Raw genomic sequence first — 14,134 nt, forward strand, 5'->3', positions numbered from 1 at the left:
TGCAGCGCCAAATGCGGCTCAGTTAAACGTCACCAGCATTTCCGTAGAGGCCGTGACCGCACCGATTGGCACGTTACTGCCTCCCGAGCACAGTCGCCAGGTGAGCTGATTGGTCAAGGTTTTGCTGCTTTCCGCACTGGTGATACTGCCCAGTTTTATGAGGGCGTTATCAAAGCGTAGGCCGGTTGTGGCCTTGCAGTCGCCACTGCCTGTCACCCCGTTATCAATTTCCCCGGTGATATAGCCTCCCCCCTGGTTTAATGCCAGCCGTGAGGGTGCACTGTTGTACAGGCCGCTGATGGCGCGGAACTGCAGATTGATATTGGCATTTATCTGGTCAGTAGGCTGCCCGCAGGTGGCAACCAGTTGTACTGGCTTCACCGCCAGTTCTGCATTGGCCTGGGTATTGCGAATGACCGATCCAAAGTTAATGGCTGTCGGGGTATTCACGCTACATTCCAGCGTAGAGATGCGCAGGGAAATATTGGTGGGCAGTATAGAGACGGTTCTATCCCCCGAGGGAGTGGTAGAAAAGCTGCCAAAATACATCGGTGGAATCGAGCCCTCACCAGCTCGTTGGGTACCGTCCGCCACCAGTACCCAGGAACCTGAGAGCGTTGCCGTACGAGAGCCCGAACTCGAGTAAAATGCCGTATTTATCGACATGGCAGGGGGCAGGCACCATGTATAGTTTGGTGGCGAGGTAATATTCCCTTGTGACGTTGAGGAGCCTCTGGTTTCCGGCTGGCCAATGGTGCCAGTCAACTTCCCCTGAGAATTGTTACTTAGGGTATAAGTGGCGCTACCCGAGGCCCGAGGCATCAATCCGACTCCAGGTACCCCGGTCAGTGGGAAGGCCAAATAGCCACCAATGTTTTTCAATTCATTTGAGGCCATACACCGGGTCGATGACCTAGAGACTGACAAGAGTCCGTATATGGGATTCAGTTGTGGATGATCGAGAGGGCCACTCAATGTCGCGTTAAACGGCATGCCCTCCCATAGGATCCCCGTACCCTTGCCGATGGTGATGGTTTCCGCCAGAACGGGGGCCGCAAGGGGCATGATTAAGGCTATGCTGGCGATACCGCATGATGCGGTCTTTATTAAACGTTGTTTTATCACTGTCCTTCCTCACATTGCACATTCAGCATGCGCACCGGATTGTTTGCTGATACTGCTGCCTTGCTCAGGTTGAAGTGGGCCAGGCACTGCTGTGCAGCCCCACGGCCCCACACCGCGCGCAATTTTCCCTGTTCCGGCAACCCGCTCAGGTACACCTGGCCGGCATCACCCACGATGCCGCTGTTGATCTCCGCTCCTTCTCCGTCCAGTGTCACCAGCGTGCCGAAGGGTGCCGGTATGCCAGCCTGGGTCAGGGTTATCAGCGCCTGATAGCCGGTGCGAGGCGTAAACGTGGCCGCTACCACCGCCCCTTTGGTGGGGTAGACATTGGTGCTGCTCTGCGGCAGGTCGACATCTTCCGGCAGCGTCGACGGGTTCAGGCTCACCGTGTTGTTCTGGTAAGGCGACAGGTACGGCACCACCGCATACCCGCGGCTGTCGGTACGGACGCCGCCGTTCATTACGCTCACCCCGGCAGCGCCCGGTGCGCGAACCACTGCCACCGAGGTGCCCAGTTGCTGGCTCAGCGTCACCCCGTTGGGGTGGACTACCAGCCCCCCGTTACCACTCACATTCAGCGAGTTATAGCGGCTGCTGTGGCTGTACCCGGCGCTGACCATGCCCTGGCTCCCCTGCCAACCCAGATTCAGGTTGCTGGTGCTACCCCCGTTGCCACTCTGGTTGTTGTTACTCCACCCCTGCATCAGGCTGTAGGAAAGGCGGTCTTCCGCCGCCGAGCCGCTCACCCCCACCTGTTGCCGCACACGGCCTTCACTGTCATGCGTCATCTGGTAGCTGGCGTAGCTGCGATTGAGGGCAGGCTGCGCGCTGAACAGGCTGAACGGTACCTGCATATTGAACGCCAACTGGCGGTTCTGTGGCCAATCCCCGTCGGATTTTATCCGGTCAACGCTGTAGGCCAGGCCATAGCTCACGCCGTGCCAACTGCCGGTGTAACCCGCCGACAGGGTGTTGTTCACCTGCTCATCGCCCCAGTAATCACTGCGCGCCCCCGACAGGTACAGCGATCCAAAATCCCCCAGTTGCTGGGTTACCCGCACCTGGAAATCCGAACGCTGTCGGGCCAGTGCCCAGGGCACCTGGCCTTCACTGAGCTGATAACCGCTGTTGTTGAAGTCGGCAAAGTTGTAATAGTACCGGGTGGAGTAACGATAAGCCGTCAGATCCACTGAGGTGCCCGTGCTGAGCAGGCTTTTGGCATAACGTACCCGGTATGACTGGCCGCTCTGTCTTTCGTCATACATGCGGGCCGATGAGAGGGTCACGTCTGCCGACATGGCGCCGAAATCCCCCAGCGAAATCCCGCTGCCCGCCACCGCCGAGGCGTATTTCTCCGCTATCAGCCCGCCGCCGTACAACGTGATGTCATGGGGCAGCCCGTAAATCAGGGTACCCAACGCAAAATGGGCCTCTCTGGAGCCGGTGGTGATGCCGCCGTTGTAGCGCCCGGCGGTCAGTTCATACTTCAACCCACCCGGACGTTGCATCACCGGCAGAGCAGAGAAGGCCTGGGTCCAGGTACGTACGCTGCCATCCGCTTCGGTCACCGTGACCGTCAGGTCTCCCCCTTGCCCGGTCTGGTACAGGTCATTAATCCGAAACGGCCCCGGGGCGACATACGCCTGGTACACCACGTTACCGTTCTGGCTGACGGTAACCCGTGCGTTGCTCTGCGCAATGCCGCTGATCACCGGGGCAAATCCCCGCAGGCTGAGCGGCAGCATGTCTTCGCTGGAGCTCAATTTCACTCCGCGAAACGGAATACTGTCGAAAACGTCATTGCCGGTGTTGTTCTCCCCAGCCAGCACATCCGAACGCCAGGCCTGGATATCGCGTTGCAGATAGGTATTTGAGAAACGGGTTTGCTGGTTGCGTTGCGTGTCGCCATAGCCAGTGCGGCTGTTATTGTAGGTGTAGGTCATGTCACTGCGCAGGCGCCAGGCCTGCCAGTTCAATCCGCTGTGCAGCCCAAGGAACAAGTTGGACTGTTCGCTGGTGGATTGGCCCGATTGTCCGTCTTGGCGGCTGCGCCCGCCGTTGAGGGTATAGTTGAGTAAAAACGCGCTCATGCCCTGGTCCCATAGCGCAGGGTTAACCACGCTGCTGGCGTCCGGCTTCATCGCTACCTGGGGAATGCTGAGTTCCAGGCGCTGTTGCTGAAAATCAAAGTGCACCCGGGCATCAGGGATCAGGGTGGTCAGGTCACTGACTGGCTTGTCGACCGGCAACCCGCCAAAAGCGGGCAATGCGGAGGTATTGATCCCCATCTCCGCCAGAAAGGCCGGAGTCAATTCCGGGCTGACCTGGCCCTTGTCACCCGGGGTGAACACGACGCGGTATTGGCCACGTTCGCTACGGTTGACCAGCACCGTTACCAGATAAGTTCCCGGAGGGGTCTGTCCGGCGCTTTCAAACGCACTCAGGTCGGTGACGGCTTCCAGGCCACCACCCAGCGACAACAGCGCTGGGTCAAAGTAGTCGCGGCCCCAGGCTGGAGACGTGCCTGCAATCAATGCGCTGCCCACCAGGAGTGGGGAAAGAGCAAGGGCAAGAGGGTGAATTTTCATGGTTATCCTATCCGTCTGAAAGAACGTGGCTCCCCGTAACGCGCCAGGAAGGGAGAAATCGTCAATCCTGTTGGGCAACCGGGGTATCCCAGCCATCTTCATCAATCAGCTGCCAGCTGACTTTCCCGCTCGCGGTGGCGGGCAGGGTGTAAGACTGCTTGCCGAAAGGCGGCACCATCAGGCGCAGAGCCGGTTTGTCCAACGCCACATTCCCCACCGCCAGGCGGGAGAAGGTGAGCCAGTAGGGGGTCGGGTTGGTTGCTGTCAATTGGTCGCCTGCCCGGCTGAAGGTCAGCTTCGGGGCCATGTCTGCCACGGCGCGTTTCACCAATCCCGCCGGGCGGTAAAACAGTTTGATATTGCTCACGACCGTCATCACCATCTGCTCAGCGTCGGGCTGTTGGGTGGGCAGCGCCTTCATGGAGATAAAAAACACCGATTCGCGGTCGTTAGGCAGCGGCATATCGTTGCGCCGGATACGCAGCGCCAGTTCACCGTTCGCTTCCAGGCGAGCCAGCGGCGGCGTGACAATAAACGGCATCACCGGGGTGCCATGCCAGTTCAGATCGACGTCTCCGGTGGCCGGATCGACCGGCCGGATCCATGACTGCATCAGGTACGGCGCCGGGCTTTTGTTGTAGGCGGTCAACGTTACGCCCTGCTTTTCGCCCGCCGGGTAAATCACCCGCAGTACGTAAAAAGAAATCCCCGGCGAGGCGTTGTCCTGAGCCTGTGCCAGGCCCATTTTGTTGACCAACAGGCATAGGCCCATCAGAAGATAAATCGGGTATTTCATGGTGTGGTCTCCGTGGAGGCTGAGCCTGTCTGCTGGCAGGACTGGGAGAGTCCGCCATAGTCGGTGAGCGTCTGCCAGGCCACCTTATTCAGCGGCCCGTCAACGGCCAGGGTGATACTGCTGTGCGGAGGCACCATCGCCGGTTGTTGGTCTAACGCCACGGTATGCCCGTCAACGGCCAGCATCCCCAGGGTCTGAAAATAGCCGGTGGGATTGATGGCCCGCACGCCGTGCGCTTCACGCTTGAACGTCAGTCGGCAAGGGGTGTTGTCCGCGGGTAACGCCAACCCTTGCGGGCGATAAAACAGCTTGATCACGAAACGTACCCCTACCGACAGCCGATCGGCCGCCGTTACGGGCTCAGCCTGTGCAGGCATGGCCGAGATAGAGAGATAAAACAGGGATTCCTGGTCGGTGGGCAGCGTGGCACCCTGCGGCAATAGCCGTAGCAGTTGGCGGCTATCGCCTTGCAGCGAGAACAGCGGTGGCGTAACGATAAACGGCGCGGGGGTTGTATCGTCCAGGCCGTTTTGCACTCGGGCCTGGACCAGATAAGCCTGTTGCCCGCTATTGCTGACGGTGAGGGTTTGCGCTTTATCCGCTGAAGAAAAAATAACGCGTGTCTGCCCCAGGCTGATGCCGCCGCTCCCGGCCTGTGTAGACAGGCTGAAAGTGAGCAGCAGGCTTGCTAGCACCTGATGAAATCGCTGTGTCATCGGGCCCTCACTGATAGAGAAACGTAAACATCAGCGTGGCCGTCACGTCACCGGTCGCGACCGTGGCACACCCGGTGCTGCCGCCACAACTGGCACCGGCATAAAAGGTGAACGTCTGGTTGACGGGTATCTGTCCGGGGTTCGCCAGTGAAATCACGCTGTTGTTTTTGACTTCGGGCTGGCTGTAGTCCGGCACGGTGGCACTCTGGATGACCAAGATCCCGGTATTCGCCGCCGATCCGGCATTGCGAAACAGCCATTTGCTGTCTTGGGTGGTGCCGGTGCCGGCGATAGTCACTACAGGCTTGAGGCTGCCGCCTGCAGAGCCGGTGCAATCCTGCACGGACAGGGTAAAGGGCTGTGGAGCAACCAGCTGGTTTGGGCGCAGCTGGGATTTAGCGATGACACCCAAAGGCAGTGTGCTTTTATCCAGGCTGAGCGTGCAGGTGCCATTGGTCAGCACGGCGGAGAAATCCAGCGTCACGGCCTGCACCGGGGCGGATACCGCTCCACCACCGGCCAGCATTACAGCCAGCGCGGCCTTAAGGTAACGTTGCGCTGAACGCATCGGTGCCCCCGGTATCATTAATGGTCTGCCACTGCACCCGTTTGCCGGTTGCTAACGGAGTTTTAACCGGCCAGATATGGTTGCCGAAAGGGGGGAGCATTAGTGCAGCCGGCGTGTCCAAGGCCAGTTGTTGCCCCCCCACCTTCAAGTCGGCCAGGCTGACAAAATAGGGAGAGGGATTGGTCACCTTCAGCCCGCCAGCCACGCGGGAGAACTGCAACTCTTTTTGGGCGGCGGCAGAGGAGCCGCTCAGGCTCGCAGGCCGGTAGAACAGCTTGATAATGTTGCCCACGCCGAAACGCAGCTGGGCCTGCACGTCATTACGTTGTTGAGCCGGATCCCTTTGCGTACTGGCCGGGATCGCTGTGGCATGCAAATAAAACACCGACTCTCGATCGTCAGGTAGCGGCTGGCCGGTAAAGGCGATACGTAACTGATTGGTGCTTTGAGGTTCCAGACGGAACAGCGGCGGCGTCACGGTGAACGGGGCCGTGGTCTGTGCATCCTGTTTACCGCTGATAGCCGTTTGTACCAGATACGGTTCGTGGTTAAGGGTGTTGCGTACCGCGACGTTGATACTGCTGGCCCCTTCAGGATAAATCAGACGGGTGGCATTAATGCCAAACCCGGCGGACCAGCCTGCCAACGGTGCACCCAGCAGGGCCACTAGCAGCGAAAACAGGGAGATAAAGCGCGTCATATTGCGGATCCTGAAAAGGCGGGCCATCGGCCCGCTGGAACACATCAGTTGTAGGCAAAGCTGAACAGGATTGGGGCGCTAACCATACCGATATCTGGCGTGAGAGACGAAGAGGCCAAACCAGCCTGCAGGCTCAAGGATTTCGTGTTGAAATCGCCCGCTTCCGGGGTCTCACCTGCTTTGGCTACCGATAATTTTTGGCCGGCGGTAATGTAGGTGGTTGGTGAAGTCACTTCACTTAACATGATGCCGGTATTGGTGCCGGTGCTGTTAAAGATGTTCGGGTTGCCCCCTAGTGTCTGGCCGGTGACGATCAGGCTTGCCTGATCGCCTGCTGCCGCCGGGGTTTCACAGTTGCTCAGGCCTACGGTGAAGGTTTTTATACTCTGGGTCACCGGGGTGGCGACTGCGGTGATTGCGGTTTTGGAGTAGTTACCCAGGTCCAGGCTAGCGTTGGAGAGAGAAACGTCACAGGTCGCTGCGACAACGTTGGCGGTAATGGTCATCTGGGCGTTAGATGCGGCCTGAGCCACGCCAGATCCAGCCAACAAAGCTGCAACAACCGGGGCCAGAGTAAAAATAGACTTACGCATAATGAATTCCTTATTTACGTATTAAAAAAGTGAATAAAATCATTTCGTAGCGGATTATTAGCCACGAGCCATCATTTATCTGAACAGTCCGAGCAGACAAAGCACCTTCAATAAGATCATCACTACTGATACCGTCAGTTTTTTAAGAAGTGAGCAAAGCATCCTGATGCTATTTCCATGCGTTTTTTAAGCCAAGACTATGCCCTAATGGATTGAGAGAGGTTGGCTATCCATCAAGAATGAAAGACTTGTTGTGCTGCTGTCTTTCCATCACGGGATACACAGTTTGGCTGAGCTGGAAATGGAGGGTTTTCCGCACTCTATAATTATCTAAATCGAAAACAAAATCTTTCATATTGATTTTTCATTCAGATTAATCCCTCAGTAGTAATGCTATATTTTTAGGATGATTCCCGGCCGCTCATTGAAGCCGGAATTATTACGGTCAACCTTATTTTTTAAAAGTTTTTTTTGATGAATAAAGAGATTTTGCAATAATTGCCTTGGCAGGTGGTTTTTATGGCTAAATTGCGAGTTATTATCGTATGTATCATTATGTTTCCGGTGTATTATATCGCAAATTTAATTTAGTCAGATTTAAAACTCGTTATTGTGCCGTTTATGAATGATTTCATCCGATGTGGTATTAAATACACTCAGAAAGCCAAGCAAACAGGACCTGCATGCCGTTTGCCGCTTTGATCAGTGGGCTTTGGCCTGTAACACGGGCTTATTCATCACGAAAGCTCGTAAGAGAAAAGGTTTAACCTAATGAAATATAAGAAACATAATGCAGCCTTCGACAAGGTTATGACGGCGTTGCAGGTGTTGAGCCGTGTTGATTGCTGCCCTCCCGATACATTGCCACCTAGAGATAAATGGCCCAAGACCCGGGATATTGCCGATTACTGTGATACCAACATTTATGTGTCCCGCTACTACCTGATGAAACTGGTAAAGAAAAAGAAGGCGCATGTCTCATCGGTGCCAGACCAAAAGAGCTTACGCTGGTGTATTGCAACACCTACCCGGGGTGGGGATATATCCCAATGATGTATCACATCATCAACGGTGTCATTTAAAAAGAATCAGGCAGTTAAGGTGTCAATATGAACTCACGCATCGTTATTGCCCTGTGGGGCAAAAATCTCTATTTCTTACAAGGTATTCGCCACCTTTTTGAACGGTATTTTTATCTCCGGGGAGTATCCCCTCTATTTGTTCATGCAAATTGCAATGATATTATTCATCTGAAAGTTGCGGATCTGATTGTCAGGAGCAATGCCAGCTGGAGGGGAGATGGGTATCAACGCTACCAAATCTTCCTAATACGGAAAAAAAATACAGAAGGGGTCACCTATCAACAGGGAGAAATCGGCCTGAATGATAAACCCGAGGCGGTGATGCAACTGCTGGATAGGCTGTTCGACGTGCAGCTCAATAATAATGCCCCCTGCGTACCTGACTACGAAAAGATCACTCGGCGAGAGCGAGAAGTCTTGCAGGCGATAGCAGCAGGCTTATCGCCTACACAGATCGCCAGAAAGTTGCAGATTAGCACCAAGACCGTCAGCGCCCATAAGCAGGCATCCATGCGAAAATTGGGATTCCAGCGCAGTCACGATCTGTACCATTGGCTGTGGCAAGGCAGCCCGGACATATCGAGGAGCACAGTGGGAGAGGGATGATGCTACCTAAGGGTGAGAAAGCACTAATGGTTGTTTTTTTAAGGGGTACAGGTGTGGGCCTTCCTTTCCCCTATAACTTAGTGCGGGGGCACCACACCCCGCACTCACCAAAGCTTGATTGGTACTCATAAACAAGCCCTGGCAGAGGCAGCTAACGTGTACCCTCTTTCAGGCCGAGCAATTGCCATTCCCAACGTAATCCTTGGCCAAAACCGCCGCCAAGTTCCGCAAACAGGTTAGCCACATCAGCCGCTGTTTCTTCTCTTGACCAATCTCGTTGAAGCTCGCTTAGGTACACTGCTGCGGTGATCGGTTTGGCACCGGATTGGATCATACGCTGCACGCCACGCTCATGGCCTTCTTCACTACCGCCGCCGGAAGCATCGGTAACAATGTAGACGTCGTATCCGGCAGCCAAAGTGCTCTGCACGGCGAGATTCAGACAGACCTCTGTCCATAGGCCGGCAATGACCAGTTTGGTTTTACCCGTATTTTGTACCCAGTGACGCACCCGTTCATCATCCCAGGCGTTTAATCCCGTACGATCGATGGGCTTTTGTTCGGGATAGACAGCCTGAACCTCCTGAAATAATGCCTGGCGTTCTGCAAAGGCAGTTGTCAGTAAGGTTGGCACTTTGAAGATTTTTGCGGATTTTGCCAACAAGACAGCATTGTTGACCACCGTGTCGGCAGGATGGGAGCGAACAGCAAGAAGCTGCAGATATTGATGGTCAATCAGTAACAGGGCATGGTTATCAGGAGTCAACAAAGTGTCGTCCTCACGCGCCTTGAGTTCAGCCATGATCGTTCTCCAGTAGGTTGTGGAATAAGTGAAATTATTACTGTCGGTGAAGAGATTTGAATTTAGCAGGGGGCTATCTTTACCACTAGATTGGAAGATGGGTTTGACTGTCCCAATGGCGAGACGATGTGAGGGAGCTACCCGGAGTTTTTGATGAGTTCTCGCGGCTTCGGAATGTAGTGAGGAGGAACAAAAAGATAAGGTATTACGCAGACTGATCAGCGAACTCGATCGGTTCCCTCTCCCTGTGGGAGAGGGTTAGGGTGAGGGGCCTGTGCAGCTAGTTCTCCACCAACTGCACCACCACCAGCCTGCCGCCTTCTTCGGTGGAAAGCACAAACTGAACCCCATCGTTCAGTGCCAGCTTGTCACCGATCGCCACCGGGGTCTTATCCGGCAAGGAGAGCAGCCCGCTGATGCCTTCATTCACCAGCCACCACTGATCGTTATGGAACACGAAATAGCCCACGCGTTTTTTCTGCGCGTCTGGCGTACGTTCGTTGGGGGCGATCAGGCGGTTAACGTGCCAGGCATAAATCGACTGGCCGCTCCATACCATCAGGCGATGATCGTCGGGGCGGAAGCTCCCGGCTTTACGCGAGGAGTAAAGGTTCAGGATCGGCAGCTTACCCTTGAACGGTGTACCGCAATACGGGCAGGCCGGGCGATTTTTACCGGAGAACACATACCATTTCTGCTCGCAGGCAGTGTTTTGACACGGCTGGATCAGATCGACCGTTTTCACCAGCGCCGTTTCCCACTCGTCGGCAGTTGGCCGTCTTGTGGGCTCGTGCAGGCCTTCAATAAACGCCCTTTCAAACAGCGGCGTCAGGTAGGGGCCCATAATGGTGTAGGGCACTTTCTGCGGATCGGCCCAAGGTAGCGAAGAAGGGCTGACCTGGTTGAGTTTGACCGCGTTGCTGTGATCGGTCGGGTGTTCAATAAACAGCGCCCGTTCACCCATGGCCAACGATTCATCGCGCATCTCGTCGTCCATGTCATGGATCTTGCCGCCGCGCAGCGGGTGGCGGAAGAACAGGTACATGTAGATCAGCACGGATAATGCGTGCCTGTCGGTGGCAATGCTTGGTAGTATGCGCTGCGGATCTTCTTTCGGCAGATGGCTGGTTTTCACCACTTCCGGGGCAATAAAGTCCGGCGTGCCGACCACGTCTGGGGGGTATTTACCTGGTACCACCAGCCCGTCGACGTCGATGATACAGGCGTGGCCCTGCTCGGGGTCGATCAGCACGTTTTTATAGCTCAGATCGCTGTGGCACAGGCCCGCGGCGTGCATACGCCGGACTGCCCGGGTCAGCAGCAAGCAGACCTTCAGGTAATTCAGGGTGTTGCCGCGTTCGCGCGGATCCAGGAACTTGTTCTGGTTATTGGCGCTGGCAAACCATTTACCTTCCTTCTCGCGGCCTTTAATCCCCAGGAAGTCGTTATTCTTGGAGCCGTACTTAAAGAAGAAGTGGCTCTGGTAGGTGGGCACCACGATGCCGATCTTGCCGTCGTGTTCCACTATGCTGGTGGGCCAACAAAACAGCCCTTGCCAGTAATCGCCACCGGCTTGCTCAAAGATGTTCTGCCGGTAGCGGCCAGTGATCATCTCGATGCGTTCTTTCGCCTGCTCGTTCTGCGGCTTTTTATAGAACGCCACTACGTATGACTTATCCGGCGAAAAGTAGACGTCCTTCATGGAGCCGGAGCCGATGATCTCATCGACATACTGGATGGTTTCGCCATCCCTGGTGGTACAGGTAACGATATTTGCCATTTTACTCACCCGCTATGTAGTCCAATCCATTCACCACGCCACGATAAGGGTCCGATCGTCGTGATTGCCCGGGGAGAAGAAGTTCAGCCATTCGGCCAGCCGCTCTGCGGGTTGCGAGGGATCGCTCAGGCAGGGCGTCAGCTCCGCGATCAGGTCATCCCACTTCTGGCTATTTTGCAGGCCGTTATCTGTTTCAAACCGGGGATCGGAGACGCCGTCGGTCATCAGCACCAGATGAGAGACCTCGGTCCATTTACCGATGCTGATGCGCTTACTGAAGTTCGTATCGTTCACCGCATCGGCATCCAGGAAACGCGTTTGGCCCGCATACTCACCGCTGTCTGGCGTGCCCAGTACGCGCACTTTGCCCACTGGCCCGTAGGCCGCAATGGCACCGTCGCCCAACCAGAATGAGGCGGCGAACAGCTCGGCCCCGGTACGGAAGGAAACGGTGACCAGCAGCGTGGTGGAATAGGATTTGGCGCTCTCTTCGGCCCGGATGGATTCATTGCTGATATTGTTGACGGCCATGATCGCGGCCTGGCGGAACAGGCGATTAAACGCTTCCCAGACTATCCGTTGATCGTCAGTTCCCCAGTTTTCAACGCAGGCTTTGAGTTCCAGCCCTTTGTCGCTATTCAACAGGGTAGTCAGGTAGTCGCCCACGGTTTGAGTCGCGATACGCGAGCCCTCGCGCGAGTTTTTAGCGCTACCGGCTCCGTCGGCTACCAGCAGTATATTCCAACCGGTGTTGCTATTGCTGGCGATGTAAAAGTCATCATCCCGGAAGGTGCCCGCATGCTCATGGGAACGCCCCCTGCGGCTGGCTGCCACGATGTTCACGCCAGGCTCCAGGATCTGCTGATGGGCGACATGCGGTTTGAAATAGCGTGAATCGGCAGGCGGCTCGAGGATTTTCCACAGGCTGCGCGGGTCGGGGTTAACGATAAAGGGGACTTGGGTGGAGCATTGCGGTGCAGTGGGGCAAGACCAGGTGACCGTGATGTCAAAATCGCCGCTTTCGGTGGCAGTTCCTGCCAGTGAAGAGGTCGCCGGATCAAAGGTGATGCCGATATCTTTGGAGAACGCGACGGCCAGCACTTCGGCAGTCGTACCATCATCCAGCACGATATCGATTTCAGAGTGGAAGGGGACGCCGGTACGGGCATTGGCCACGTTGATTTTTGCCTGCGGCTGAATGTTCTGCGGCGTGCTAATCGGGGTAGCGGTGCCGGACGGGATCTGGCCTGGCTTCAGGTTTTCTTTGGCGGTTTCTTCAGGCAATGTGGCATCTCCTTGCACTTCCAGCGGCTCAAACGGTGCTTTCTGCCAGTCGACTGGTGTTGGCAGATCTGCGGTTTCTGGGGCGGCAACGGGGATGTCATCGCTCTTGGTGAGGACCACTTTAGGTTCGTCGGCCAAGGTATCGTCATTGGCAACCAACGGCGGAGCTTCTGTTGTCTCAACCGTTGCGGGGGTCTTGGCCGTCACTTTGGTGATGAGGTTGGTCAGCAAGGTGCCGATCTCATCATCGGCTTGCAGGCTGGCAAGCTGGGCGTCATCCGTCGTTGCGCCCGTTTCTGCCAGGATCAGCATGAGTACGTTCTGGCGCAGTTTCTCCACGTCTTGCATCAGCCTTTCCCTCGCGTCACGTCAAAATCAGAGTCGCCGCCGTTTTCCCTGAACGTCAGCCCCTTATCGCACCACGGGCAGATAACGTCATCGGGCCCGTTGACGCACAACAGCTTGCCGCAGGTACACATTGCAAAGGCGCTGGCATTGCCGCAGTACGGGCAACCCGGCACGCCGTGCAGTTCGCTGGTATTGACCTGAATGGCGGATGCCGATTCGTCGCTCCAGGCAAAATAATCCTCATCGATCGGGAAGCAGCCGTTGAGGTTGAAGCCGTTGATATTGAGCTTGAAATCCAGCGAGGAGAGGTTGATGGCCGGGCGTTCGTATTTCATCAGATAAGGGCGGCGTGATTTGCTGCAACGGCCCGTCAGGGTGACGCAGTTTTCGTCGTAGGCTCTGGCAATATCGTCTTTGGCCAGCCGCACAATGTGGTCGGTGTGGGTGAGCAGCGGAGGTGCATCTTCCCCCACGCTGCGGCTGTGCGCAGAGACAGACGCGGTGATCCACTTAATGAACTGGGCGAAATCCCCTTCCTGACTGTCGGTGAACAGTAGGACGTTGTCGGTCAGTTGCCGCAGGATGTTCATATCCGCCGAAGGGCCAAGGCCGATGGCGATCAGGTTGACCTTATTGGCGTAGTTTTCTTTCCAGCGCCTGATTTCGGGGGCGGTATCGTCCGTTGGGCGACCATCGGTGAGTAAGTACACCACCGGTTTCCAGTCGCCTTTGCGTTCCTGGGTGGTTTTTCTGACCTGTTGATCCAACTGACGGGTGAGTTCCCGCAATGCCGCGCCCAGGTTGGTACCGCCGCCGATCGGCAGGCGAGGGGGATAAAACGACACCACCTCCACCAGCGGTACGATGGTTTTTGCCACCCCGGCGAAGGCAATCACCGATATCCAGGCGGTCTCAAGCGCGTGGGGATCCTTTTTCAGGTCGCTGACGATCCTTTGCAGGCCATCATTCATTTTCTTCAGGCTTTCCCCGATCATGGACTCTGAGCAGTCCAAGACCAGGAAGATGGGCAGTCTTCTCATGGTTAAAAACCTCGTCAGGCGGATGCGTCTTGCAATGCGCGTCATGGGGCAATGAAAAAACAGGCAAAGCTCCGGGTAGAGGCTTTGTCTCAGATTGATGACAAAC

The 14,134-nt window shown here is 56.0% G+C and carries 13 protein-coding genes; 2 read left to right on the forward strand and 11 right to left on the reverse strand.

Features of this window, described 5'->3' with window-relative positions; all coding sequences use genetic code 11:
- Positions 1 to 18: 18 nt before the first annotated feature.
- From WN53_RS08675 to WN53_RS08705, 7 genes are all read right to left on the reverse strand, one after another.
- Positions 19 to 897: an adhesin gene (locus WN53_RS08675; protein ID WP_235166957.1), complete on the reverse strand. Its 879-nt coding sequence runs from the start codon at positions 895 to 897 to the stop codon at positions 19 to 21.
- Between the two features lie 224 nt (positions 898 to 1,121).
- Positions 1,122 to 3,713: a fimbria/pilus outer membrane usher protein gene (locus tag WN53_RS08680; protein WP_024484448.1), complete on the reverse strand. Its 2,592-nt coding sequence runs from the start codon at positions 3,711 to 3,713 to the stop codon at positions 1,122 to 1,124.
- Positions 3,714 to 3,774: 61 nt separating this feature from the next.
- Positions 3,775 to 4,509 (reverse strand): fimbrial biogenesis chaperone, encoded by a 735-nt coding sequence (locus WN53_RS08685; protein WP_024484447.1) that lies wholly within the window; start codon positions 4,507 to 4,509, stop codon positions 3,775 to 3,777.
- Positions 4,506 to 5,225 carry a fimbrial biogenesis chaperone gene (locus tag WN53_RS08690; RefSeq protein WP_024484446.1) on the reverse strand — a complete coding sequence of 240 codons (720 nt, stop codon included), beginning with the start codon at positions 5,223 to 5,225 and terminating at the stop codon, positions 4,506 to 4,508. Before WN53_RS08690 ends, WN53_RS08685 begins: the two co-directional genes overlap by 4 nt.
- Positions 5,226 to 5,232: 7 nt before the next feature.
- Complete coding sequence (locus tag WN53_RS08695) at positions 5,233 to 5,793, reverse strand: fimbrial protein (RefSeq protein WP_024484445.1); 561 nt, start codon at positions 5,791 to 5,793, stop codon at positions 5,233 to 5,235.
- Positions 5,768 to 6,493, reverse strand: a complete 726-nt coding sequence (locus WN53_RS08700) for a fimbrial biogenesis chaperone (RefSeq protein ID WP_051346271.1) — start codon at positions 6,491 to 6,493, stop codon at positions 5,768 to 5,770. The genes WN53_RS08695 and WN53_RS08700 overlap by 26 nt, the downstream gene beginning before the upstream one ends.
- Before the next feature lie 44 nt (positions 6,494 to 6,537).
- Positions 6,538 to 7,086, reverse strand: coding sequence for a fimbrial protein (locus WN53_RS08705; protein ID WP_024484443.1), 549 nt, complete (start codon positions 7,084 to 7,086; stop codon positions 6,538 to 6,540).
- Between the two features lie 771 nt (positions 7,087 to 7,857).
- Here WN53_RS08705 and WN53_RS08710 point away from each other — a divergent pair.
- Both WN53_RS08710 and WN53_RS08715 read left to right on the forward strand, forming a co-directional pair.
- A complete protein-coding gene (locus WN53_RS08710; RefSeq protein WP_024484442.1) occupies positions 7,858 to 8,139 on the forward strand; it encodes a FaeA/PapI family transcriptional regulator in 282 nt (93 codons plus the stop codon).
- Positions 8,140 to 8,195: 56 nt separating this feature from the next.
- Positions 8,196 to 8,774, forward strand: a complete 579-nt coding sequence (locus WN53_RS08715; protein WP_024484441.1) for a LuxR C-terminal-related transcriptional regulator — start codon at positions 8,196 to 8,198, stop codon at positions 8,772 to 8,774.
- A gap of 151 nt (positions 8,775 to 8,925) precedes the next feature.
- Here the strand turns inward: WN53_RS08715 and WN53_RS08720 are convergent, their stop codons facing one another.
- From WN53_RS08720 to WN53_RS08735, 4 genes are all read right to left on the reverse strand, one after another.
- Complete coding sequence (locus WN53_RS08720) at positions 8,926 to 9,576, reverse strand: isochorismatase family protein (RefSeq protein WP_037412023.1); 651 nt, start codon at positions 9,574 to 9,576, stop codon at positions 8,926 to 8,928.
- 280 nt (positions 9,577 to 9,856) lie between these two features.
- On the reverse strand, positions 9,857 to 11,356 hold the full coding sequence (locus WN53_RS08725; RefSeq protein WP_024484439.1) for a helix-hairpin-helix domain-containing protein: 1,500 nt from the start codon (positions 11,354 to 11,356) through the stop codon (positions 9,857 to 9,859).
- 30 nt (positions 11,357 to 11,386) lie between these two features.
- Positions 11,387 to 12,988, reverse strand: a complete 1,602-nt coding sequence (locus WN53_RS08730; protein WP_024484438.1) for a PP2C family serine/threonine-protein phosphatase — start codon at positions 12,986 to 12,988, stop codon at positions 11,387 to 11,389.
- Positions 12,988 to 14,028 carry a TerY-C metal binding domain-containing protein gene (locus tag WN53_RS08735; RefSeq protein WP_024484437.1) on the reverse strand — a complete coding sequence of 347 codons (1,041 nt, stop codon included), beginning with the start codon at positions 14,026 to 14,028 and terminating at the stop codon, positions 12,988 to 12,990. Before WN53_RS08735 ends, WN53_RS08730 begins: the two co-directional genes overlap by 1 nt.
- Positions 14,029 to 14,134 lie beyond the last annotated feature (106 nt).

Origin of the sequence: Serratia fonticola, assembly GCF_001006005.1 — a bacterium.
Taxonomy (GTDB): Bacteria; Pseudomonadota; Gammaproteobacteria; order Enterobacterales; family Enterobacteriaceae; genus Chania; species Chania fonticola.